Raw genomic sequence first — 20,075 nt, 5'->3', positions numbered from 1 at the left:
GAAAATGCAATTTTTCACATTTTCTCAATGATAGCACAACTTAGTTAACTTTATTTTACATTCAAGCGCATTGGAGGCGAATGCTTATGCAACAGGGGATCGTAAAGTGGTTCAATAATGAAAAGGGTTATGGCTTTATTGAATGTGATGATGGAGAAGATGTATTTGTACATTTTACGGGCATCCAGGAGGAAGGCTTCCGTACACTTGAAGAAGGTCAGAAGGTGTCATTTGATGTTGTGGAAGGCAATCGAGGACCCCAGGCATCAAATGTTGTAAAATTATAAGCTCCAAAATTGAAAGTGGATGAGGTAGATGAATAGTGCTCAATCCGCTTTTTGACATGTTTGCACATAAAAATCCACTTCAACAATTGAAGTGGATTTTTAATTTATCTATTAATCCAATAAAAAGCACCTGGACAAACTAATGTTTCCTTTGTTCGGTGTGGATCTTTCAATGTTACACCGATGGGTCCTTCTTTTAAATGCCCTAACGTCATGGCAGATGCTGCCGTCTCCTCATAAAAATCCAAGCGCATATTTGGTAGCTGTAGTGACACAAATTGCTCATGCTGCTCGGAATCGGGTAGCTGTAATACCTTTTGCCAAAGCTGAACCGTCTCCTCCACATCCTTGACAAAAAACTGAATAGATTCCATTGTGATGGCTTGGTTTTCATCGATTGCACCACTAGCTTTTAATTGTGCCAAACGTTCCTCATCTTCATCTGCCCATTCAATTAAGAATGGAAAATCCAATGAAAGGTTGGGCATGCCAAAATGCAATAGCTTCCATTCTAGTGTCGTGCCATCTGGTCTTGTTCGGCTACAAGCATCGGGACCATATACTTCAAAGCCCAATGCACGCAATCGTTGACCCTCGTCTTCAATATTTTTGGTGCGCAAGGCAATTCGTGAAAATCCTTGGCGCTCACGATCACGTTTAAACGTATAATGTAGGGAATAAGGGTACAGAGCCGCTTGCTCAAATAAATCACGATCATAAATAGCGATTTGTTCAATATAGCTTAAGCCAAAATAGCTTAGCGTATTATAAGTCCCCCACATCGTGTGTTGACCACCGTTCACTGTACGGACATTTCGTTTATTGAAGAAAACCTTTATATTTTCTGGTGATTCTACTTGATGTACCAGATGATCAAAATATAAAGTCATGGCAATTCCCCTTTCTTTCCCCCATTAGCTTTACCTGGATGTTTAATTGATTTAAAATTTACTTAAGAAAAGGAGTTACTATATGGTATGAAAAAAAGTGCAATTTACCTACTAACTCCGTTAACTAATTTATGACTAACTATAAAGAGGTGATTTGAATGACAGATCAAGTAGCTGCTTTTAAATTGGCATTAGGTAACTATCCTACAGGTGTAACGGTTGTGACAGCATGTCATGAAACGAATCCAATTGGCTTAACAGTCAATTCTTTTGCATCTGTTTCCATTGACCCACTACTTATTTTATGGTCACTTGATAAAAAATCTCAGCTCCATTCTTACTTTATGGGTGCGGAAAAATTCGCTGTCAATATTTTAGCGAGTAATCAAGAGCATTTATGTACATTATTTGCAAGTAAAGTCCCGGATCGCTTTGCTCAAGCTAAATGGTCTACTTCTACTTTTGGGCTACCGATTTTACATGATACAGCAGCTATTTTACAATGTAAATCATTTCAGCAAATAGATGCAGGCGATCATACTATTTTTATTGGGCAAGTGCTAGACATTACAAATTCTCAAAAAGAACCCCTTCTCTATCATCGTCGTCATATCGGTCCAATTCCAAAAAGCTTTTATAGCTAATTTCCATAAAAAAGAGCCACTTGTAAGCAATGGAAACCATGCTTATTAGTGGCCTTTTCACATCGTTCAACTGAAATGAGCATTATTTCTTCTGTGGAAATCTCTGCTTTTCAAGCCTATTAATTTGCACAATCACACCATCTTGAATCGTAATATTCACTTCACCAAATTCAAGATTTTGAATTGCCTTAGCAATTGCCTCTAATTTTTTATCATCTACCTTTGCCGATTGAGCCATACGATACACCCCCTCTTTATTCTCCTAGTTGTACAAAAGAGGCCAACGCATCAAACCGATTGATAGCCCCTCCTATCTCTCAGACACCATCTGTTGGATTTGGCACCTATCTTCTCGGTTGCCGAGGCTTCATGGGGCCAAGTCCCTCCACCTCTCTTGATAAGAGTACTGCGTTTCTTGAAAATAATTCTATAATTCTGTTATCCGAATGTCAATATAAAATATTAGAAAACCTAGCTGAATACTTTGTAATAGCATCCTCTCTGTTACAATTCACTCATAATCCTATCGTATTGTATGCTATGTCAGTCTATCTAACCACAATGGCAAAGAAAAAAACTGTGTAGAAGTATGACCTTCTCCACAGTTCATCACGTTATTCCCTATGCAAACATTCCATTAAAGTTTGTGCTGTCTGTTGCTTGCCCATCACCTTAATTGATTGTCCCTCAGCAGGCACGATCCAATGAGGCTCATCCCCGCCATATAAAGACTGCGAGCTATTTGCAACCATAAATTGAGCATGCGCGGCTTCCATACGCAGTCTTGCACGAGCGAGTAAAAAATCCTCATCATTTGTAGCTTCTAGCTTAAAGCCCACTAGCGTTACATTCGGTTGCCAGCCCTTGATTTGCCCTAATACTTTTGGTGCCTTTTTAAAATGGATAATAGGTGGTTCGTCAGAAGGCATTTTCCCCGCTTCCTCCATTAAATTACCGGATTGATCATAAACCTTGTCAATAACCCAATCGGAGCCAGCAGCAGCCATAATAACAATATCGACTTGTTGTAGCTGAACCGCATGACGTACCTTTTCTCCTAAATCCTCAATACCTTCAAATTTTACCAATGTCATTTTGTCGTGATTTGCTGGAAGCTGTGCAAAGTAGCCATGCATATATATTACATTCGCACCCTTAGCCAATGCGGCCTCTGCTAAATAACAGCCCATTGTCCCTTTTGATAAATTCGTGTGCCCTCGTACACGATCCCATTTTTCAAGTGTTCCCCCACTTGTAATGAGTACGGTTTTGCCTTGTAATGTCCCCATACACTCACCTATTTTCTACAATATATACAAATACTATTTTAACGTAATGTAAGGATGTGCTTCAATAGCCACAATCATAGCGTACTATTTTGCTCTTTTAACCAAGCACTTAATATTTCCGCAAATTTCTTAGTAACAGGGGAAGCATGGTGCTTCATCGCAATTCCAATGGTACGGTAGCCTCCTTGCTTTAGCGGGATTGCTTTTAACGTTGATGGTAAATGTTGAATGACCAATTGAGGCAAAATACTAATGCCTAAATGATGGGAAATCATTGAAAGAATCCCTACCTCCTCAGAAAGCTCAAAGCGAATATGGGGCTTTACATGATATTGCTCCAACAGTACCTTTACATCATTTGTCCCTTTATAGGAAGTCATGATAAAAGGCATATCTTCTAGGTCAACAATATCAATTTCTGTCTTATGAAATAAAGGGCTTTTATCCGAAACAATACATAATAAAGGGTCTTGTTGTAATTCCATAAATTGATATTGCTCTGATTTTTGACCATTCAAGAATCCTACCTCGACTTCCCCACTTAGCAGCCATTGTTCAATTTCGTAATAATCTCCCTCTCGTAACTCTACTTGTATCCCTGGAAATTGATGATCCATAATACGAACAATTTCTGGCATCCAATTCGAGGAAATACTTGAAATAACGCCAATTCGAACTTTCCCGCGTGTTACACCCAGTATATGGGCCGCTTCCTGCTGCAATAATTCCTGGGCATCCAGAACCTGACGCATCGCCCTTAGCATGGTCTGCCCCTCACTCGTCAGTGTTACACCTGCACGACTTCGATGAATGAGAGCAAAGCCAAATTCTTTTTCTAAACTAGACACGGCATGGCTCACAGCAGACTGCGTTAGTCCTAGTGCATCCGCTGCTTTTGTAAAGCTTGCTACCTCTGCCACCTTTGTTAAAATCTCATATTTAACTAAGCTCATCCGTCATCCCTCTATATACATGAATTTTTTTAATCCTATTCATTATAAACATTCGTTTTACTAATCACAATACAAGATATATAGTAAATTTTAGTATAAAAACTGTTTTAGTACACAGATGGTAGGTGAACATAATGAGTATCCAAGGAAAAGCAAATGTATTGATGGTTATTGTCACAATGTTTTGGGGACTATCTTATACCTTTATGGTCATGGGGCTTGAAACATTGGCAGTTTATAATGTGGTGGCATTGCGTTGTATCATTGCATTTTTCGTAGCAGGACTTATTTTTTATAAACGGATGATCAAAGTAAATGGTAAAACATTAAAATATGCGGCTATTCAAGGATTTTTATTATTCATTGTGTTCGCGTTAAGTTTATTTGGTTTACAGTCTACTTCTGCCTCAAATGCAGGCTTTATTTTAAGCCTAACCGTAGTATTAGTGCCGATTTTCAGCAGTTTCATTGAAAAAAAATTACCATCGAGAGCCGTTAGCTTTGCGGTCATTTGCACGATGATTGGTATTACAGTCTTAACAGCACATGGCTCATTCACCTTCCATAAAGGGGATTTATTAGTAGCCATTGCAGCACTATGCTATTCCATTTATTTACTACTAAATAGCTCATTTACACGAAATGTTGAATCCATTTCATACGGAATTTATCAGCTCGGCTTTGCTGGTATCTATGCCCTTGTCTTAACATTTATATTTGAAACACCGACATTGCCAAATTCAATGTCATCCTGGCTGGCTATTTTAGGGCTCGGTATCATTTGTAGTGCATTTTGCTTTGTTGGCCAAACTGTTGCACAACAGTATACTTCTGCTACACATACAGGACTTATTTTTTCATTAGAACCAATTTTTGCAGCCATGTTTGCCATGATGTTTATTGGTGAAAGTTTAACAGTGAAATTAGTGATTGGCGGTAGCTTTATCCTTATCGGTAATTTAGTGGCTCAATTAGAGCACTTCCATGCGTTACGTTTTATTAAAAAAGAAGCACAGGAAAAAGTCATACAATAAAATAGTGTGTCATGTCACTTCATTTACGAATGAAAAAGGAAGCTGAGAGTTATATCTCAAGCTTCCTTTTCTACTATGTATTGAATTTATAGCATCACTACATGTAAAATAGTTTACTATACAGTCTATTTTTTACAGAAACTAATTGGAGGAGAGTCATCTATGCAAATTCAACCCCGAAATACATCATACTATTTACCAGCTAAGGTCAATCAACCTATTAAAACAGAAAACCTATTGGATTTACTTAAATATGTGGATGGCAGTGAAGAGGAAGACGCCAAAAAGAACAAATCGAAAATTGAAGTCAGACACGAAAATGGCTATGTGCGTCAATATCTTGTTAAACCAAATGGACAAAGAGTACTCCTGATGGAAACTAAACAAAGCCATGACAATAAAGAAGCTAGCCATTTACATACTATGCCTCATAACCTGTTTAAGCAGCCATTTGAAAAGCCTACAAGTGACCCGATACTTTCGATTTTAAATGCGAAGGATAACATTGCTAAATATAGATATGGGATTTAAAGGACAACAATATTAAATAAAATAATAGACAAAGTCGAATAAAACGACTTTGTCTATATTTTAACCAGCAAGCCAGAGCCATATCTCACTGGTTTGATCATTATAAAAACCTTCTATATTGCTCTGCCTCTATCATACGCTCTTGCTGTTTTAAACGTGCCTCTTGCTCGGCAACTGTCTCAGAATGTGCTTGTAGCGGATCTACATCATCCTCACGTTCCGCATATAAGACGATACTACCTTGCTCCACAAGATGTGCATAATAAGCGATTTGTCCCTCTGATAGATTAAATCGTTTTAAGCCCTCTGTCACAGCCGAGTCACCTGTAAACCAAGACTTAAATTGGTCCACCCAATTACCAGCCTCATGTGTTTGGACATCAGCATCCCATTTTACATCCTCAAACTGTTCGGAATCTTTCGCAATAATATGAATATCATCTTGTTGATAACCTTCTAACCGCATACTTTCTAAAATGTGAAGCATTTCATCCCTCGTATGGGCCACCTCAATTTGTGGGTTTTGTTCATTCATCATGTTCAATTCCTCCTAATTTATATGGCTTACTAGATAATTACCCTTGCTGTACACAAGCAAACGCTTTTTACCAAACTGTCATAATTGTTATGAACCCTTAATACATGTTATGGCTTTGACATCAAGCATTAATTGCAGAAAAAAAGCATGCCAGAGTACTTAATATCTCCAACATGCTGTAACTGTCGTTTTTACTTGTCAAGAAAGGCTTTTAACATCCATGTATGCTTTTCAAGAGATTGGTACATGGCGTTAAGTAGATCCTCTGTACGATCGTCCCCTTCTTCTGCTGCTAGCTCCATTGTGGCATTTAATGCTTTCATGAGCTTTTGGAAATCCGAAATTATCGTAGCGACCATTTCCTCTGTCGTCTCATTTCCTGCCGCCTCCTCTACATAGGAAAGCTCTAGATGTTCTTTTAATGTTGCGACTGGCTTGCCATCCTTTGAAAGAATACGCTCCGCAATTTCATCTAAATTCAAGGTTGTTTCATTATACAACTCTTCAAATTTTGCATGCAGTGTAAAGAATGAGTGTCCTGTCACATACCAATGATAATTGTGCAGCTTTGTATAAAGTACAGACCATGTAGCCACTAGCTTATTTAATTGTTTGTTTAAGTTTTGTGTCATAATCACTTTCTCCTCCAATATGTCTTGTTCTAGCCTTTAATATGTGTAACAAATGATGTCGGCTATACATCTATTGTTCCCGCCCGACAATATTTCAAACATGTCTTCGACAAACGATCTACATTAAGAATATTGCAACTATTCTATGAAATTATTTCACTTTCCGAAATAGTTTCGTTATAATGAAATCACTTACATGTAAAGGGGTGTCTATGAATGGAAGTTTTACCATTACGAAAAGATGTAGCAGTAGAAGAAACTTGGGATTTAACAGATTTATTGAGCCATGATGCTGATTTTGAACCTACTTTAGCACAATTGGTGGAAGACGCACTTAGCTTCGAGCAGCAATACCAAGGAACGATTACAGATGCACAAAAAGTTATTGACGTGCTATCTGCCTTTGAAGAGCTACAAAAAAGGTTTGTTCCGATTGGCACGTATGCCAGCTTAAACCTTGAAACAGATCGTACAAATGATGGAGCGCAAATGCGGGCTGCAAAATTTGCTACAGCTATTGGAAAGGTAAGCAGCGCTCTCTCCTTCGTGCGCAGTGAGTTACTAGCGTTGGATGAAGCTATTTTACAAGAAGCGGCAGCATCAAGCCCTCTTTACAAACGTTATCTAGAGGAACTGTTAAAGCAAAAGCCTCACCAGCTACATCCTGAAGTCGAAAAAGCATTGGCCGCATTTAGTGCTACATTCGATGCACCATATGAAATATACAATACGACGAAATTAGTAGACATGAACTTTGGTCAATTTGAAGCCAATGGTGAAAAGCATCCACTTAGCTTCGTCCTTTACGAAAATGACTGGGAGTTTGAAGCGAATACAGAAATACGCCGCGCTGCCTTTAAAGCCTTTTCAAGCAAGCTACGCGATTACCAGCATACAACAGCACAAGTGTATAACACGCATATTCAGCAGGAAAAAACAATGGCAGACCTACGAGGCTTTAACTCGGTCATTGATTATTTACTCTTTGATCAGGACGTCGATCGTTCGCTCTATAATCGTCAAATTGATTTAATTACGACAGAGCTTGCCCCACATATGCGTCGTTATGCAGCTTTAATTCAAAAAGCGAACGATATCGATAAAATGACATTTGCAGATTTAAAAATAGCGCTTGATTCTGATTATGATCCAAAATTATCGATGGCTGAGGCGAAAGAATATGTTGAAAAAGCATTAGCTGTTATGGGGGAAGACTATAATCATTTAATGGATAGAGCCTTCAATGAACGTTGGATTGACTATGCACCAAACAAAGGAAAATCTACAGGGGCATTTTGCTCAAGTCCGTATGGTAGCCATCCTTATATTTTAATGTCATGGAACGAACGCATGAATGAAGTCTTTACTCTTATTCATGAGCTTGGTCATGCAGGGCATTTTGCGAATACGCATGAACATCAATCTTATCTTAATAGCCGACCTTCTCTATACTTTATTGAAGCACCATCAACAATGAATGAAATGCTGTTAGCGAATTATTTACTAACACATAACGATGATTTACGGTTTAAACGTTGGGTGATTTCAAATATTGTGTCGAAAACGTATTATCATAACTTTGTCACTCATTTACTAGAAGCAGCCTATCAACGTAAAGTGTATGAATTAATTGATGCTGGTGAAGCTGTTAATGCAACAATTTTAAATCAATTAAAACGCTCTGTGCTAGAAGATTTCTGGGGTGATACAGTCGACATTTCTGAAGGTGCAGAACTTACATGGATGCGTCAACCTCACTATTATATGGGTCTTTACCCATACACATATAGTGCTGGGTTAACTATCTCTACACAAGTGTCTCAACGTATTTTAAAAGAGGGTGACACAGCTGTTGAAGAATGGTTAGCTGTCTTACAGGCTGGTGGCACAAAATCACCAGTAGAGTTAGCACAAATGGCTGGTGTCGATATTACAACAGACCAACCGCTTCGTGATACGATTGCCTATATCGGTCATTTGATTGATGAGCTTGAACGCATAACTTTGGAAATTGAAGCGGTTCAGCAATAATCTAGCAAGAAAACGGTCCTGCATGCTAAAGGTGCAGATCGTTTTCTTTTTTTAGTTCTAAGTGGAAAAATACGTACATATAATAGAATCAGGGCGTCCCTCTACATTTTTTAGATATTTCAAAATAGACAATCATTTTTCTTCATACAAAAGTACCGTTATTATTAAGAGTACGCAAATTATTTAGCAATATACGATTAACAATTATTAAAGGAAGTGTTCTAATTATGGTAAAACGTAATGATCCATGCCCATGCGGTAGCGGCAAAAAATATAAAAAATGTTGTGAAGGCAAACAGCAAGTAACAGTGGAAACAGTACAAATCGAAGAATTAGAGCGTGTGCTACAAACTTTTTACTTAGAATATCCCGAACGTAAAGATGTTCGTGCATATATTGAGCATGTCGGCACATGGCAGCCTAAATTAGAGAGTGTGCTACAGCGTGAGCTCATTGAAGCAATCGCTTTAGACGACTTTTTCTTCCATCAAGAACCATCTATTTGGAAAAGTTATTTAAAGAAAACGAAGAAAAAGGCAGTAAGACCATCTACTGTCAAGGTACTTGAAGACTGGTCTCAGCCGGCTTTATTTATTGGTACGGTGTCTGTTGTTGAGGAAAAATATTTCAAGGCTAATCATTTACTTACGAATGAAGAGCTTTCTATTCGTCGTGAAAATAATAAACCGATTCCTGAAGGTATGCATGTATTTGCCTTTATCTTACCAGATGGAACGAAGAAATCGACACATTATTTAGCTGTGTCTACCCTAATTTTCTTCCCTGAGGATCATGCAAAAGTATTTGAAGAATTTAAGAAAAACTATGAGGCATCCGAGAAGAAGGTAAGCTCATTCTTAAAAGAAGAGCATCTAACATTCTGGGAACTATTAGTATCGAATGGCTATAAAGGTGAGGAGTTTTCAAACTTCGAAAGCAATGTCCTGACACAAGTAAAAGATTTCTTAGAGCAAAATGAGCGTGAATCAGCTCCGATGCTTGAACTTTTAGAGGACTATTTAATCGAAGGACAACCGACTGCTCGCAAAGAAGCGGCTATTGCAGCTGGTGCGATTCGTTATGGTCAGGAAAAAGAGCTATTCGAGTCCCTATCCATGACCGTAAAGGAAATTGCTGCAACTTTTGATATTTCTGCTTCGTCTCTGACAAAATATTATCAAGACCTAAGCAGTTATGCTGAAACAAAATAAAAGTAATAATGAAAGAAGCTACATTGACCAGCGGATTGCTAATCAATGTAGCTTTTTCTCATGAGGTTCGTATTTTATTTACTATACACTTTCAAAAGCTCTTCTCCCAAAAACTGTAACTTTTCTCCAACTGAACACGCCTCAATACAGAAACGGTGAGCTCCTGGTTTACCACGTTCTTTACGTAATTGCTTAATCACCAAGCAATCCGCACAATACGTATCATGCAGTTCGTCAATATCCCTCATAACCGTCACTTTATCCATGTTGAGCCCCCGCTCCTTTCACGTCCAAAATTCACTTCTTATTATTATGAAGCGTTCAATTTGAACAAGCAACTATTTTGTTTGTTCCATTTTTTACAGACTATGATTCTGATCCTTGTTGTACAATTATAGAGAAGTCACATTGCAAAGTAGGGATGGTATGTTAGAAGTTTATATAGACGCTGCCAGTGCAGGAAATCCTGGTCCAAGTGGGATCGGGCTATTTATTAAAGGTGAAGGCCATCATATCCAAATTAGTGAGTATATTGGCGAAACAAATAATCATATCGCTGAATTCACTGCACTAGTTCGCGGTCTTGAAGAAGCACAAAAGCTAGGCTCAACACTAGTATCCGTACGCTCGGATTCTAAAATCGTTGTCGCTTCTATGGAAAAAGAATATGTTAAAAACGAGGCATTTAAACCTTATCTTGAAAAAGCTTTAGCACTAGCCACTAGCTTTGATTTATTCTTTATTAAATGGGTGCCCGACTCACAAAATAAAGCTGCCGATGCTTTGGCTCGAAAAGCAATTCAAAGTAAAAATACTTAATCCTATTTCATGGGACTGTCCATCATGTACAGTCTCGTTTTCTTTTCCCCTTTTCTTCCGTTGTTTACTATTCCCCCTATTCAAACTTTTTATGAAAATAAGCTTCATTCAAAAAATGCTAGGAAATGCAGCTAACTTTCTGATTAATCCAAAACGATATTGACATTGTTAGATCACGATGATATCCTTTAACACATTAGTAGTTTAGCAAACGAAAGCGATAGATTATAGGGGGAAACAAAATGAAACGAGTATTGACTTTATTCATGATGCTGACAGCTGTGATCGTTTTAGCAGCGTGTGGTACATCGAAAGAAAATGCAGCAAAGAAAGATGAAAAAGCTGCTGATGTAGAAAAAATGATTATTGGCATTGACGATAAATTTGCGCCAATGGGCTTCCGTGATGACAAGAACAACATCGTTGGGTTCGATATCGATTTAGCCCGTGCGGCAGCTGAGCATATGGGCGTCGAAGCAGAATTTCAACCAATCGATTGGAAAACAAAAGAGGCAGAATTACTAAGTGGGCGAATTGATTTAATTTGGAACGGTTATACCATTACAGATGAGCGTAAAGAAAAAGTACTATTTACAAAGCCTTATCTTGAAAACGCTCAAGTTGTCATGACAAAAGCAGATTCAAAGATTTTGAAACTAAGTGATTTAGCTGGACAAGAAGTAGGTATTCAATCTCTTTCTTCTGCGGCAGATGCACTAAACGGGCATCCAATTCATAAAGAAGTGAAAAAAATTACAGAGTTTGCGGATAATGTTTTAGCTTTATCCGACTTAAAAACAGGTCGTGTTGATGCCGTTGTTATCGATGCGGTTGTTGCAGAATATTATATGACACAGGAGCCTGATACATTTAAATTATTAGAGGAATCACTTGCACCAGAACAGTATGGAATTGGCGTGAAACCAGGCAATGAAGCCCTACTGGAAAAATTACAAGCCGCATTAGACAAAATGAACGAAGATGGTACAGCTGCTGAAATTTCTACCAAATGGTTCGGTGAAGACAAAGTATTAAAGTAATGACAGGACACATCATTTGTAAGAGTTTCCTTTGTGAAACTCTTACTCTTTTTGGAGGGACATCTTTATGGCGGATTACTGGCAAACTATGATATGGCCGATGCTAGAAGGTGCGAAAACGACAGTGTTACTGTTTTTCATCGCTATTCTGGTTTCGATTCCATTAGGCTTTTTACTAACACTCGCAGTAAAAAGTCGCATTCAACCAATCTCTTGGCTTGCACATACGTATATTTATATCATGCGTGGTACACCACTATTACTACAATTATTATTAATTTGCTTTGGTTTACCTATGCTGCCAGTAATCGGTGAATACTTAGTACTTGATCGTTTTGTGGCCGCTTGCCTTGGCTTTATTTTAAATTATGCTGCCTACTTTGCAGAAATATTCCGTGGCGGTCTTCTTGCCATTGATAAAGGACAATATGAGGCAGCTCAGGTACTTGGCTTATCCAAGTGGCAAACGACGACGCGTGTAATTTTGCCACAAATGTTCCGCGTCGCATTACCCGCATTATCAAATGAATCCGTTACACTTATTAAGGATACAGCCCTACTCTATGCAGTAGCTGTGCCTGAATTACTCCATTTTGCGCAAACAGCCGTAAATCGTGACTTCACGATTACGCCGTTCTTTATCGCGGGTGCTATTTATTTAGTTATGACGCTTGTCTTGACGATGTTCTTTAAATGGCTTGAAAAACGTTTTACATTTGAATAGAGGTGACACATATGGCATTGATGCAAGTAACAAACTTAAAGAAATCTTTTGATCAGGTGGAAGTGCTGAAACAAATTACATTTACAGTGGAGAAAAACGATGTCATTGCTGTCATCGGCCCATCTGGATCTGGGAAAAGTACCATGCTTCGCAGCTTAATACATTTAGAAGAAATTGAAGGTGGCAGTATAGTGATTGATGGCGATTTTCTTGTTCAAAACGGTCAATATGCTAAGCCACAGCACATCAAAGCGATAACAGCTAAAATGGGGATGGTCTTTCAACACTTCAATCTGTTTCCCCACTTAACAGTCCAGCAAAACCTCGAAATGGCGCCGAGCTTATTAAAAACAGAATCAGCGGAGGCTATTACGAGCCGCTGTCAGGATTTACTGCAGAAAATTGGACTTGCCGACAAAGCAAAGGCCTATCCTGCCAATCTATCTGGGGGTCAAAAGCAGCGTGTAGCCATTGCCCGTGCCTTGATGATGAATCCTCAAATTTTATTATTTGACGAACCAACCTCTGCCCTAGACCCTGAACTGACAGGAGAAGTCTTAAAGGTCATGAAAAGCTTAGCTGAAGACCACATGACGATGATTGTCGTCACACATGAAATGGGCTTTGCGCGTGAGGTAGCGAACAAAGTCGTCTTTATGGATGATGGTCAGATCATTGAATCTAATCATCCAGACAACTTTTTTACAAACCCACAAAACGACCGCACCAAGGCATTTTTACAGAAGAATCTTTAGTAGAGCGTGTTTCTGTCGCTCTACTTTTTATTTTTCTTACTTATGTATGCTTCGAAATAAATTGTTTATAAACTCCTTAAGTTTTTTAAAATCCCTATATTTCCCTACTGCCATGCAAAGGCCAATAGAAAGATACGATCACAATCGTACCTTTTTTTAATAGTTTCAATTGAATTATCAACTCCTATTTCGGTACTTCATAAATGAACATGCTTCCATCATCTGCTCGACCCTCTAATGAATGTCCTGGTTTATTTAATAATCCATTTTGTGCCCAATATTGATTTTTTTCACCTTTTTTAAAAACGTTATCCATAACATTTTTAGGTGTTACAATATTGAATTTTTCACTTTTACTTTTATCTACTCGCATTGAAGATACGTAGCTTTTATCAGCACCATTCGCAATTCCATTTAGACTGACATCACGGCTTGGAACCAATGTATACTCGTAAAATACTCGATAGAAATTTTTATTTAATGAATATGGTTCTGAAATTTCATTAAAGAACATATCTTTATAGATTCCTTTTGCTTTAGAACCTGTAGTATCTACTACAATTGCTCGTTCAATTGTCGTAACTCCAGTATTATTCAAATGAGTGTGTTTTTTTCCAAGAACTGCTTCAAACCCACTAGAGTTTTGGGATTTTTTGAAATTTGAGATTGATAAAATATTTGTCCCTGTGCTAGCAACTTCACGAAGTTCTTTTAACCCTGTAAAATCGGAAGGCGCTTTTTTCATTGCATCCATGAAGCGGATAAGGATAGTTGCTACCTCTGCACGTGTTGTTTTGCCATTTGGCTTGAATGTGAAATCTTCATAGCCTGATAGCAAGCCAGTACCAAGTGCTACCCCGATATACGGAAGATCCTTCTTATTAACCCCTCCACCATAAAATTCTGGAATCGGAATAATTGTAAGGCTTGAATTTGCCATTTCTTCAATCGCTTTACCATAATCAGCGTTCGCATGTGCTAAACCATTTGCTAACCAACGAGACATTTCACCGCGAGTCATTGCTTTGTTTGGTTCAAATTTGTTATTTGAGAAATCACTAGCTTTAATGAATCCAACTGCTAGTCCTTCTTGAATAGCGTCATTTGCCCAATGTGAAGCTCCAACATCTGAAAATTTAGATGGTGTACGGTCGTTTCCGTCGTATACGCGTGATAGGAATGTTGCAAACTCTGCTCGTGTTACCTGTGCAGATGGTTTGTATGTACCGTCACTGTAGCCTGCCACAAGCCCTTTTTCTGCTACTTGCTTAATAGACTCATATGCCCAATGCGATTTAGGGACATCTTTAAATGTCGTTTTCGTTGCCGCTTCTGCAACAGTATATGTAGCAGGTATAGCGTACACCGGAGTCGCCACAGCTAGAGCTAAAGTCGCAAGTAATAATTTGTTTGAGTTCTTTCTAAAAGTACCACGTTTCATATTTATTCCCTCCAAATGAATTAGATTTTTGTATACTCTAATTTTACCATTTTTAGAGGATCTATCAAATTCCCGAAGGTCATTAGTTAGTCCCCCCCATTCCTGAAAAAGATTTTAATAAAATGAAAGAACCCGCTTCAAAACACCATCAAGTAGCCATAACAAAAAAGTTACGACAAATAGATTTTTGAAGTGGGTTCTTCCCATTATTTAAATTACTACTATGCTTTCATAATTTTTAAAATTAAACAATCTTGATTAGAAAAAATATAATAAGTTCGGTGGTATTAAAGATAAGTAACGTAATCAGAGAGGATATTGAAAGCTTTGAAATTAAGCTATTGAAAAAGAATTGTTATATTGACAATGTTCTTAGATTTCAATGAGGGCTCCTCTTTCATTTAACTAATAAGCATTTTTGAATATACTTCTTAAATAGCTGAACTCTTTTACTCGTTGTTTCTATCCAGAGTTATTAAATTTACAATATTTAAAAAAACGTTTATCCATGTATATTAATAAATACGAATCGCTTCAAAGGCGATTTGCCAAGTGATGAAAGTAAACCCTCTCACATGCTGGCGAGGCAGGGGCGGTTTACTTTTTTGTGCAAAAGTAAATAACAATGCAAGTACAGAAACAATACGTGTTGAGAAATTTATCGCAAAAAGGAATGAGACCTGCCCAATACAGAGTTCATTCCTCAATAACTGTTTAAAATATGTGTCTAACTTTTTGGGGTCACTTCATTTGAAGTTCCTTATAAATTTGTTATAGATGAGATCCTCCACTTGCATCAAGCAGCTGACCTGTTACCCAACGGCTGTCTGAGGAAGCAAGAAAGGCGGCAATATCTGCCACATCCTCGGGTTCACCCCATCTGTTGAAAATGGAAAGACCAGCAGCATATTTTTGTCCATCAAGATTTTCCAATGTCTCAGCATTCATCTCTGTGTTAATAATTCCAGGCTGGATGGCATTTACCGTAATATTACGGCTCCCTAGTTGTTTGGCTAGAAGTCGCGTAAATGTGTCGATAGCACCTTTGGATATACTGTACGTGAAGACACTTGGCGAGGCTGCACGAGTCACAAAAGATGAAATATTAATAATACGTCCTCCATCTTTTAAACGTGGCAAAGCTTGCTGAGTAACAAAAAGTGGTGCTTTAACATTAATCTTCATTACCTCATCAAATGATTCTTCCGTCGTCTCTTCTAAACTAATAATTTGACCAATTCCAGCATTGTTGACAAGAATATCGAATCCGCCACCGCCCATATATTCCCGAATAGTATCATCCAAAGTAGTAAATAAATCTTGAATACCATCTAAGGTACTAAGGTCAGCACCAATCACGCAAGCATTTCCTCCACTTTGTTCGATCTGGTGAACAACTGCTTCTGCCTCATTACGTCTTTTCCCGTAATGGACGACGACAAAGGCTCCCTCTTGTGCCAGACGCAGTGCAATACTGCGGCCAATTCCTCGACTTGATCCTGTAACTAAAGCGATTTTCCCTGTTAACTTACTCATGCTTCCATCTCCTTGTTCAAACATAGTTATATTACATAGAGAATTATATCAAGGAACATCATTTGAAATGTTGCTCTCTTATTCGGTTTCAAGGAGGTGTTTCGTACGTTCATCCTTCACGTAATAGCCACTTTCAGGATCTGTCGTGCTTTCCTTTATTTCTTTCCATTCTTCCTTTTCAAACTTCTCTGGGGGAAAGGGCTTTTTTCCGTGTTCTTCACGATCCATATTTAACTCTAATTGAAGCTTCTCTTCATAAGCCCGTGTTTCTTTTCGCACAACCTTTTTATCATACTTCCGTTTATTCGCACTCGCTTTCACATGCGTAGAATCCATAAATAGATGGTCTGCAGGAGGAGTCCCTGATGCATAATCTCTTTTAATATACGATAGAAAATGGACTGAGCGGATGTTTTCTGTACGAAAGCGAAGCGACAGTAACGAAGCGAGGGAAGCAGCTCGACCCCGCCCGTAGTGGAAATCAACGGCTTTACTTTATTTCATTGTAAAAGAAAAAAGACTGTAAGCAAACTCAAAATTCGTTGAGTTTGTCTACAGTCATAAAGGAATAGGACATTATTCATTTGGAAATTTCGGTAGATAAATCATGACCTTAAATAAATCGCCATCTACTTGAACTAAGAACTTGCCGTTCTGGATGTGAATAAGGCTTTCAGCAATCGATAACCCTAATCCGCTACCTTGACTTGATCTCGATTCATCTCCTCGTTTAAAACGTTCCATTAGCTCATCGACTGAGATATTTAATTCGTATGCTGAAATATTTTTAAATGTCACAAGTATTTCATTCCCTAAATCTTCAACACTAATATATACCCTTGATGTAGGCTGTGCGTATTTAAAAATATTCGAGAATAAGTTTTCGATGGAACGCCATAGAAGTTTACCATCAGCCTTCACATACACCTTTTCTGTTGGATGGGCTAACTTAAAATCTAATGACGAGGCTTCAATTTTTTCATCCATTTCTCCGATTCCTTGTGTTAGTAATGATACGATATCAATCCGCTCTAACTGGACAGGTATACTACCACTTGATGCTTTAGCCGCTTCAAATAAATCATCCGTTAAGTGCTGGAGTCTTTTCGACTTTTGATCTAACACGTCTACATATTCAGCAATCATTTCAGGATCGTTTTCTAATTTTAATAAATCGACATACGTAATAATTGATGTTAAAGGCGTTCTGATATCATGCGAAACATTCGTAATAAGCTCTGTTTTTAAACGCTCACTCTTGATTTCACTATCCACTGCCTTTTTTAACCCATCTGTAATACGATTAATATTTTCTGCAAGTTGACTAAACTCCCCTTTTCCATCGACTTCAATTCGATGATGAAGATCCCCATTCTTAATTTGCTCTACGCCCTCTTTAATGCGATTAAATGACTTCACCTTTCGCATCGCCAACCAGGCAGCTACACCTATCGTAATGGGAAATATAAAAAATGTTGCCGCTACAACTAATGGATAGCCAATGACTAGTAGCACAATTTTCACGCCTGTACTACCACTGTCAAAAACATGTTTCACCCAAATAAATAGCTTTTTGAAAACTTGATAGAGCAGTGTATGCTGAAATAACGATCTATTTTTAATATGCTTTACGAGCGATAAAATCAATAGTAAGGCAATGATAAAAATAGGCACGGTGAAGAACATGTACATATCATGGAACACTTCAACAATCATGGTGATCCACATCGCTGTTAAGCAACCAACTAGCACAATATTGAAATCATTATAGAGTTTATCTATGACATGGAAATGAATTTCTTTATCTTTAAATGACCTTCTTCCAATAACTATGATTAAATAAACAAAAGATAAAATAAACCCTGCTAAAAATACCATGAATTCATTCAGAAAACTTTGGGCATTCTCTTTATCTTTTTCCCATTCCGCCATTTTTTGTTGTAAGAAAGAATCTTTAAACGCCACATACATAACATCTGTCTGTGGGTTCAACGTGTCAACTTCGTGTGTAATGTAACCCAAGTATTGACTTTCTTTCATTTCATTTGGATAAAGCTTTTGTTGGTAATCCTCAAATAGCATATATGCATCAAAGGATTTAAATTGCTCTTTCTTCTTGAGATCACTATTGGAAAATTCATGTTCACCGTCACTCGCATAAAACACAATTCCTTCATAAGCTTCTAACGTACTACGTAACTGATAAAAATTTCTTACCTGTTCATTTATGCTTTCATCTTTTGTTCTAGCAATGTCATTTGCATATTTTTCTTGATAGATATGCTTATTTTCCTCTTCACTCAAATTCGAATTATATCTGTAAGAATTACGAAAATCATAATATAATTCCTCTTCGATTCTTCTATTATCCTCTTCTGTTAGTGTTTTACCACTTAAAATATATTCTTCACTTTTATATTTCCCGATTAATTGCGCTAAAGGAGCCATAATGCTGTAACTTTCATCAGCGAATGCTCGGCTTTCAAAATAATTATCTTGATTTAAACTACTAAGGTGAATTCCATTAAATTCCATGTTGATCATTACCCTCGCTATACCAATTAAACAAGCGATGGCAATTAGAAACACAACTATTTTCGTTATAAGTGCATGACTAATACTTCTCAACTTTCTCAACCTTATACCCAACTCCCCATACAACTTTTAAATACTTTGGCTCTTTTGGATTAATTTCAATTTTTTCTCGAATCTTTCGAATATGAACCGAAACCGTATTTTCAGGATTAATAGCCCTGACATTCCATACCTTTTCATAAATCTCTTCAATCGTGAACACCCTACCAGCATTGGCTGTCAGAAGCTTTAAGATTTTATATTGCACTGGTGTTAAATGAACCTCTTGTTTATCAACAGTAATGACTTTTTGTTCATCATCAATCACAAGCCCGCCCGTTTGAAATACAGAACTGCTCATCTCGAGGCTCCCAAATGTCGTATACCTTCTTAGCTGTGATTTCACTCTAGCCACAAGTTCTAATGGATTAAACGGCTTAGCCATATAATCATCTGCTCCAATATTTAATCCGAGTATTTTGTCATAATCCTCCGATTTAGCAGAAAGCATTATTAACGGAATCATATTATCTTGCCTAATCTTCATCGTCGCCGTAATCCCATCCATTTTTGGCATCATAATATCCATAATAATAAGATGAATAACGTGATCCCGAATAAGATCGATTGCCTCTATACCATTGTAAGCTTTGAATACATGATAGCCCTCATTTTCTAAATAAATGCTAATCGCCCTAACAATTTCTTTATCATCATCACAAATCAAAATGTTCAACTACATTCACTCCTCCACCACTTTAGGTTCATGTCATCACCCCTATAGGATTCGTATAAGGATATAATACTAATTAAATCTTAACAAACTCCGACATCAATTCTTAAGATTTTCTTAGTGTTTTTCTCTATGCATTCTTTATGCTAAATACAAAAGCTTGAAATGAAAAATTTAGTTAAGCTACAGGCTTTAATGTTGGACTAGGATAAAGAAATAAGAATATAAAAATGGAGAGCATGCTTGGGTGGCTCTCCTTTAATCGTCTATTATATAATTTTTATCATGAATCCAATACCAGTACTGCGTTTTAAGAAATCGATTAGAATTTCCGACAATTGTCAACATTATTAAAGATAAGTAAACAAAAAGTAGTTTTCGTTAGATTTAAAAAGGACAAAAGTAATACTCAT

The 20,075-nt window shown here is 37.6% G+C and carries 21 protein-coding genes, 1 pseudogene and 1 riboswitch; of the genes and pseudogenes, 10 read left to right on the top strand and 12 right to left on the bottom strand.

The window, feature by feature from the left end; translation table 11 throughout:
* Positions 1-86: 86 nt before the first annotated feature.
* Complete coding sequence (locus NV349_RS08150) at positions 87-287, top strand: cold-shock protein (RefSeq protein WP_004269397.1); 201 nt, start codon at positions 87-89, stop codon at positions 285-287.
* 104 nt (positions 288-391) lie between these two features.
* Here NV349_RS08150 and NV349_RS08145 read toward each other — a convergent pair whose 3' ends face one another.
* Positions 392-1,177, bottom strand: coding sequence for a VOC family protein (locus NV349_RS08145; RefSeq protein ID WP_101966835.1), 786 nt, complete (start codon positions 1,175-1,177; stop codon positions 392-394).
* 158 nt (positions 1,178-1,335) lie between these two features.
* Here NV349_RS08145 and NV349_RS08140 point away from each other — a divergent pair, with 158 nt between their 5' ends.
* Complete coding sequence (locus NV349_RS08140) at positions 1,336-1,821, top strand: flavin reductase family protein (RefSeq protein WP_036123007.1); 486 nt, start codon at positions 1,336-1,338, stop codon at positions 1,819-1,821.
* An 82-nt stretch (positions 1,822-1,903) separates the two neighbouring features.
* Here the strand turns inward: NV349_RS08140 and NV349_RS08135 are convergent, their stop codons facing one another.
* The 3 genes from NV349_RS08135 to NV349_RS08125 form a co-directional block, all read right to left on the bottom strand.
* Positions 1,904-2,059 carry a YezD family protein gene (locus tag NV349_RS08135; RefSeq protein ID WP_080717081.1) on the bottom strand — a complete coding sequence of 52 codons (156 nt, stop codon included), beginning with the start codon at positions 2,057-2,059 and terminating at the stop codon, positions 1,904-1,906.
* A 69-nt stretch (positions 2,060-2,128) separates the two neighbouring features.
* A riboswitch (SAM riboswitch) is annotated at positions 2,129-2,225 on the bottom strand.
* A 210-nt stretch (positions 2,226-2,435) separates the two neighbouring features.
* Complete coding sequence (locus tag NV349_RS08130) at positions 2,436-3,110, bottom strand: phosphopantothenoylcysteine decarboxylase domain-containing protein (protein WP_271912911.1); 675 nt, start codon at positions 3,108-3,110, stop codon at positions 2,436-2,438.
* Between the two features lie 74 nt (positions 3,111-3,184).
* Complete coding sequence (locus NV349_RS08125; protein ID WP_036123002.1) at positions 3,185-4,063, bottom strand: LysR family transcriptional regulator; 879 nt, start codon at positions 4,061-4,063, stop codon at positions 3,185-3,187.
* 134 nt (positions 4,064-4,197) lie between these two features.
* Here NV349_RS08125 and NV349_RS08120 point away from each other — a divergent pair, with 134 nt between their 5' ends.
* The gene (locus NV349_RS08120; RefSeq protein WP_036122999.1) at positions 4,198-5,097 is read left to right on the top strand and encodes a DMT family transporter; all 900 of its coding nucleotides are present in this window, start codon (positions 4,198-4,200) and stop codon (positions 5,095-5,097) included.
* A 162-nt stretch (positions 5,098-5,259) separates the two neighbouring features.
* Positions 5,260-5,628, top strand: a complete 369-nt coding sequence (locus NV349_RS08115; protein WP_058844686.1) for a hypothetical protein — start codon at positions 5,260-5,262, stop codon at positions 5,626-5,628.
* 100 nt (positions 5,629-5,728) lie between these two features.
* Here the strand turns inward: NV349_RS08115 and NV349_RS08110 are convergent, their stop codons facing one another.
* Both NV349_RS08110 and NV349_RS08105 read right to left on the bottom strand, forming a co-directional pair.
* Positions 5,729-6,166, bottom strand: a complete 438-nt coding sequence (locus tag NV349_RS08110; RefSeq protein ID WP_101966836.1) for a general stress protein — start codon at positions 6,164-6,166, stop codon at positions 5,729-5,731.
* Positions 6,167-6,357: 191 nt separating this feature from the next.
* Positions 6,358-6,798: a Dps family protein gene (locus NV349_RS08105; RefSeq protein WP_036122990.1), complete on the bottom strand. Its 441-nt coding sequence runs from the start codon at positions 6,796-6,798 to the stop codon at positions 6,358-6,360.
* A gap of 216 nt (positions 6,799-7,014) precedes the next feature.
* On the opposite strand from NV349_RS08105, the gene pepF reads away from it, so the two are divergent.
* Together pepF and NV349_RS08095 are read left to right on the top strand one after the other, a co-directional pair.
* On the top strand, positions 7,015-8,829 hold the full coding sequence (gene pepF, locus NV349_RS08100) for an oligoendopeptidase F (RefSeq protein WP_271912910.1): 1,815 nt from the start codon (positions 7,015-7,017) through the stop codon (positions 8,827-8,829).
* Positions 8,830-9,056: 227 nt separating this feature from the next.
* Complete coding sequence (locus tag NV349_RS08095; protein WP_058844684.1) at positions 9,057-10,040, top strand: SEC-C domain-containing protein; 984 nt, start codon at positions 9,057-9,059, stop codon at positions 10,038-10,040.
* A gap of 74 nt (positions 10,041-10,114) precedes the next feature.
* Here NV349_RS08095 and NV349_RS08090 read toward each other — a convergent pair whose 3' ends face one another.
* Positions 10,115-10,306, bottom strand: coding sequence for a zinc-finger domain-containing protein (locus NV349_RS08090; RefSeq protein WP_036127782.1), 192 nt, complete (start codon positions 10,304-10,306; stop codon positions 10,115-10,117).
* Between the two features lie 160 nt (positions 10,307-10,466).
* On the opposite strand from NV349_RS08090, the gene NV349_RS08085 reads away from it, so the two are divergent.
* The 4 genes from NV349_RS08085 to NV349_RS08070 all read left to right on the top strand — a co-directional run bounded on the left by NV349_RS08085 (position 10,467) and on the right by NV349_RS08070 (position 13,378).
* A complete protein-coding gene (locus tag NV349_RS08085; protein WP_271912905.1) occupies positions 10,467-10,859 on the top strand; it encodes a ribonuclease HI family protein in 393 nt (130 codons plus the stop codon).
* 242 nt (positions 10,860-11,101) lie between these two features.
* A complete protein-coding gene (locus NV349_RS08080) occupies positions 11,102-11,899 on the top strand; it encodes an amino acid ABC transporter substrate-binding protein (RefSeq protein ID WP_271912904.1) in 798 nt (265 codons plus the stop codon).
* Between the two features lie 67 nt (positions 11,900-11,966).
* Positions 11,967-12,623 (top strand): amino acid ABC transporter permease, encoded by a 657-nt coding sequence (locus tag NV349_RS08075; protein ID WP_036127793.1) that lies wholly within the window; start codon positions 11,967-11,969, stop codon positions 12,621-12,623.
* An 11-nt stretch (positions 12,624-12,634) separates the two neighbouring features.
* The gene (locus NV349_RS08070) at positions 12,635-13,378 is read left to right on the top strand and encodes an amino acid ABC transporter ATP-binding protein (protein ID WP_036127795.1); all 744 of its coding nucleotides are present in this window, start codon (positions 12,635-12,637) and stop codon (positions 13,376-13,378) included.
* Between the two features lie 184 nt (positions 13,379-13,562).
* Here the strand turns inward: NV349_RS08070 and NV349_RS08065 are convergent, their stop codons facing one another.
* From NV349_RS08065 to NV349_RS08045, 5 genes and pseudogenes are all read right to left on the bottom strand, one after another.
* Positions 13,563-14,819, bottom strand: coding sequence for an S-layer homology domain-containing protein (locus NV349_RS08065; RefSeq protein WP_271912903.1), 1,257 nt, complete (start codon positions 14,817-14,819; stop codon positions 13,563-13,565).
* Between the two features lie 771 nt (positions 14,820-15,590).
* A complete protein-coding gene (locus NV349_RS08060; RefSeq protein ID WP_271912902.1) occupies positions 15,591-16,355 on the bottom strand; it encodes an SDR family oxidoreductase in 765 nt (254 codons plus the stop codon).
* Between the two features lie 99 nt (positions 16,356-16,454).
* A pseudogene (locus tag NV349_RS08055) lies at positions 16,455-16,759 on the bottom strand (IS5/IS1182 family transposase); the annotation flags it as partial.
* A gap of 172 nt (positions 16,760-16,931) precedes the next feature.
* Positions 16,932-18,992 (bottom strand): sensor histidine kinase, encoded by a 2,061-nt coding sequence (locus tag NV349_RS08050; protein ID WP_089932544.1) that lies wholly within the window; start codon positions 18,990-18,992, stop codon positions 16,932-16,934.
* The gene (locus NV349_RS08045) at positions 18,970-19,665 is read right to left on the bottom strand and encodes a response regulator transcription factor (protein ID WP_036118196.1); all 696 of its coding nucleotides are present in this window, start codon (positions 19,663-19,665) and stop codon (positions 18,970-18,972) included. Before NV349_RS08045 ends, NV349_RS08050 begins: the two co-directional genes overlap by 23 nt.
* Positions 19,666-20,075 lie beyond the last annotated feature (410 nt).

It is taken from the genome of Lysinibacillus sp. OF-1 (assembly GCF_028356935.1).
Classification (GTDB): domain Bacteria; phylum Bacillota; class Bacilli; order Bacillales_A; family Planococcaceae; genus Lysinibacillus; species Lysinibacillus fusiformis_D.
Note: the sequence above shows the minus strand (reverse complement) of the source record. Positions and strands in the feature narration are given on the sequence as shown.